At 71.6% G+C, this 3,428-nt stretch carries 5 protein-coding genes; 1 reads left to right on the top strand and 4 read right to left on the bottom strand.

The window, feature by feature from the left end:
* Positions 1–956: FAD-dependent oxidoreductase (locus FV230_RS26210; RefSeq protein WP_147844467.1), on the bottom strand; the 956-nt coding region annotated here is incomplete at its 3' end.
* Positions 957–1,139: 183 nt separating this feature from the next.
* On the opposite strand from FV230_RS26210, the gene FV230_RS30030 reads away from it, so the two are divergent.
* On the top strand, positions 1,140–1,316 hold the full coding sequence (locus tag FV230_RS30030) for a hypothetical protein (protein ID WP_187275628.1): 177 nt from the start codon (positions 1,140–1,142) through the stop codon (positions 1,314–1,316).
* 86 nt (positions 1,317–1,402) lie between these two features.
* On the opposite strand, the gene FV230_RS26205 is transcribed toward FV230_RS30030, so the two are convergent.
* From FV230_RS26205 to FV230_RS26200, 3 genes are all read right to left on the bottom strand, one after another.
* Positions 1,403–1,951, bottom strand: coding sequence for an HNH endonuclease (locus tag FV230_RS26205; protein WP_147729215.1), 549 nt, complete (start codon positions 1,949–1,951; stop codon positions 1,403–1,405).
* Positions 1,952–2,363: 412 nt separating this feature from the next.
* Positions 2,364–2,507 (bottom strand): hypothetical protein, encoded by a 144-nt coding sequence (locus tag FV230_RS30025; protein WP_187274846.1) that lies wholly within the window; start codon positions 2,505–2,507, stop codon positions 2,364–2,366.
* Between the two features lie 129 nt (positions 2,508–2,636).
* On the bottom strand, positions 2,637–3,185 hold the full coding sequence (locus tag FV230_RS26200) for a PepSY domain-containing protein (RefSeq protein ID WP_147844466.1): 549 nt from the start codon (positions 3,183–3,185) through the stop codon (positions 2,637–2,639).
* Between the last annotated feature and the right edge of the window lie 243 nt (positions 3,186–3,428).

Genomic DNA, 3,428 nt, shown 5'->3' with positions numbered 1-3,428 from the left:
GCGCCGGGCTGCGGGCAGGCGGCGCAGTCGCCGAGCGCGAAGATCGCCGGGTCGCGCGTGGCCTGGAGGGTGTCGCCGACCACGAGCTGGCCGGTGCGCGACCGGTCGAGCCCCTCGATCCGGGCGAGCACCGCGGGCGCGCGCACCCCGGCGGCCCAGACCTTGATGTCGGCCTCGATCCGTCCGCCGTCCTTCAGCGTGAAGCCCGCGGCGTCGGCGCCGGTCACCAGGGCGCCGGTGCGCACGTCGACCGCGAGGTCGGCCAGGGTGGCCGCCGCGGCCCGGGAGACGCGATCGGGGAAGGCGGCGAGCAGGCGCGGGCCGCTCTCGATCAGGGTGAGGCGGAGCTTTTCGCGCAAGGCGCCGGTGCCGTAGCCGGCGATCACGTCGACGGCGTGCTTCAGCTCGGCCGCGAACTCGACGCCGGTGGCGCCGCCGCCGACGATGGCGATCCGCAGGCTGGCCTCCGAGCGCAGCGCCGCCAGCACCTGCCCGCGCAGGCGCCGGTGCAGCGCCTCCGCGTCGGAGAGGTCGTCGATCGTGGCGCAATGCTCGGCCACGCCCGGCGTCCCGAAATCGTTCGCGCGGCTGCCGAGGGCGAGGATCAGCACGTCGTAGCCGAGCTGCGTCGGCGCGAGGGCCGCTCCGTCGCCCTCCGCGTCGAAGGGGGCGAGGGTCAGCTGCCGCGCGGCACGGTCGACGGCCTGCAGCGAGCCGAGCCGGAAGCGGAAATGGTTGGCCTTTGCCTGCGCGAGCAAGCTCAGCTTCTGCCGGTCCGGCAGCGCGGTGCCGGCGGCGAAGGTGTGCAGCATCGGCTTCCAGACATGGGACAGGGCCCGGTCGACCAGGGTGACCTGCGCCGCCCCGCTCCGGCCGAGGCGGCGGCCGAGGCCGGTCGCCACCGTGATCCCGGCGATGCCGCCGCCGACGATCACGATGCGGGTCGGTGCTGCCATGCCGGTTCCATCCTCGAGGTCGTCCCGGATCGGTCCGGTCGATGCTCGAACGCGCGCCACCGCGCCGCGGTTCGCTCGGTGCGCGACCGGACCCGGCCTCCGGGGGGCGACGGAACCGCTGCCGATCCGCTCGGCCGAACCCGTTCAGCCCAGGGTTCGCCCTCGACCTCGGAGGAAACTCGGATGATGCGGGTGCATCGGCTTTGCTGGGTTGCCGTCCTGGCCGTTCTCGGCCGTGCCGATACAGCTTTCGCGCAGGAGCAGGGGCCCTACACCGACGACATCGTGAAGTCGACATGGCCGCGCAGCGCCCGGATCGGCCTCGGCGCTCCCGTCTCCGAGCCCGATCACGGCCCGTGAACCGGCCCGAACGCGTCTCAGGACGCACGCTCCACGCGGTCCCATCGGCCGGTGCCGATGAGACCGGATGCGCGCTCCTTTCCCGATCAGCTCTCCAGCTCGCTGTCCCAGTACAGGTAGTCGAGCCAGGTGTGGTGGTAGTCGCGGTGGTCGAACTCGGGCTGGCGGTGGTGCAGCTCGTAGCGGGTCGGGCGGCGCGGCTCGGTCAGCAGCGGCATCTCGGCCTCGTGCGGGGTGCGGTTCGCCTTGCGCAGGTTGCACGGGCTGCAGGCGGCGACGACGTTCTCCCAGGTGGAGAGCCCGCCGCGGGAGCGCGGGTTGACGTGGTCGAAGGTCAAGCCGCCCGAGGGCAGGCGCAGGCCGCAATACTGGCACGAGAAGCTGTCGCGCAGGTAGATGTTGTAGCGGGTGAAGGCCGGGCTGCGGGCCAGCGTGACGTAGTTCTTCAGCGCCACCACGCTCGGCACCCGGAGCGCCCGGCTCGGGCTGCGCGCCTCGACGTCGTAGCTCGCCACCAGCGTCACGCGGTCGAGGAACAGGGCGGTGAAGGCGTCTTTCCAGCTCCACAACGAGAGCGGGTTGTAGGAGAGCGGCCGGTAATCCGCGTTGAGGACGAGGGTCTGGAGATCCATCATCGGCGCGACTCTTCGAACGAAAGCCATACGGGACAACGCGCGAGATCGACATTGCGCGCTGTCCCGAGGACAGGGTCGACGGGGGGATGGGGCTCTCGTGCGTCCGGGCGCGGGATCCGGCGGCCCGGCGGCGGCACCGACTCGGCCGGAGGCATGGGACACGCGTGGCGCGCCGGGCGCGGTCGGCGACCGGCTGGGGCGGATACATCCGGCTCGCGGCGGGGTCCGGGTGCCAATCCGGTCGATCCCAGCCCTTCGCGAAGTGACGAAAAGGCCCTCTCCATCGGGGCTTAGTCTAATAGCAGCGTGACAGCCTTGTGAAGCTCCGCCCTGTCGCGGCCGACGCCGCACCCACAGATCGGTGGATCGACGGGGTCTTCGAAGCCGACGGCTGCCGGGACGAGGGGGCGCGTCAGCCCCAGCGCACGAACATCGCGATGAACACGGCGACCATGCTGGCCAGGAGCAGCGGGTGGCCGTCGACGATCGCGAACACGAGCAGGGAGATCGCGCCCGTGGCGATGCCGAGCATGACGGCGACGGCGGTCGGGTTCATCGCAGCATGGCTCGCGGCCGTTCAGATCTGAGCTCGGGGTCCGCCATCGATCCGGCCTCCGGCAGACTCCGTATCACGATCCGCGGATCGGCGCGGCACCGATGGGCGCCGCGCCGCGCACCGGGGCGATCAGTCGCCGACGACCTTGCCGTTCGGGCCGACCTTCACGGTCTGCTCGCGGTCGGCCAGCGCCACCTTGATCTCGTACTGCACCGATTTGCCGTCGCGCTCGACCTCGGCCTCGTAGGCCTTGCCGCCGCCCGCCTTCTGCTCGGCGATCGTCAGCGCGTCCTTCAACGACGTGGTGGCGTTCTGGAAATCGGCCGGCTTGAGGCGGGTGAAGTACCGCTCGATCGGCTGGTTCTCGGTCTTGTAGAGCGCGCCGCTGTCGGCATTGATGCCGTACTCGACGAGCTTGCCGTCCGGATAGACGACCTTGATGCTGTAATGCGTCGGGTTCTTGCCGTCCGCCTTCTCGAAATCCGCGTCGATGGCGCGGCCCTTCTCGCCCTGGGCCTCGGCCGTGGTCAGCGCCTGGGCGAGGCCGACCTTGGTGGTCTTGGCGAGCTGGAACTCCTTCTGGTCGGACTCGGCCCTGGCCGCATGCGTCAGGCCGAGCGGAGCGGCGAGCAGGCCGGCGGCGATCAGGCCGGCGGTGAGGGTGAGACGGTTCGGCATGGCGTCGACTTCTTTCCCAATGCAGATGGTGGCCCGAATAACCGATCGACCGCCGCTTGGTTGCCTGCCCATCGAAAGACCTGTCCAGGCTCCCGCCGGCGCCCACGGCGCGTCGCCGGCCGCCGCATCGAGACGGTCAGCGGCGTCCGGCGCGGTCGCGCAGGATCGCGACGAAGCCGGCCGCCGCGACGCGGCGGTCGCCGTCGTTGGCGACGGTGTCGTCGGCCTCCGCCGGGACCGCGC

Source organism: Methylobacterium sp. WL6, from assembly GCF_008040095.1.
In the GTDB taxonomy this organism is placed as follows: Bacteria; Pseudomonadota; Alphaproteobacteria; order Rhizobiales; family Beijerinckiaceae; genus Methylobacterium.
This window is presented reverse-complemented; position numbering and strand designations above follow the sequence as displayed.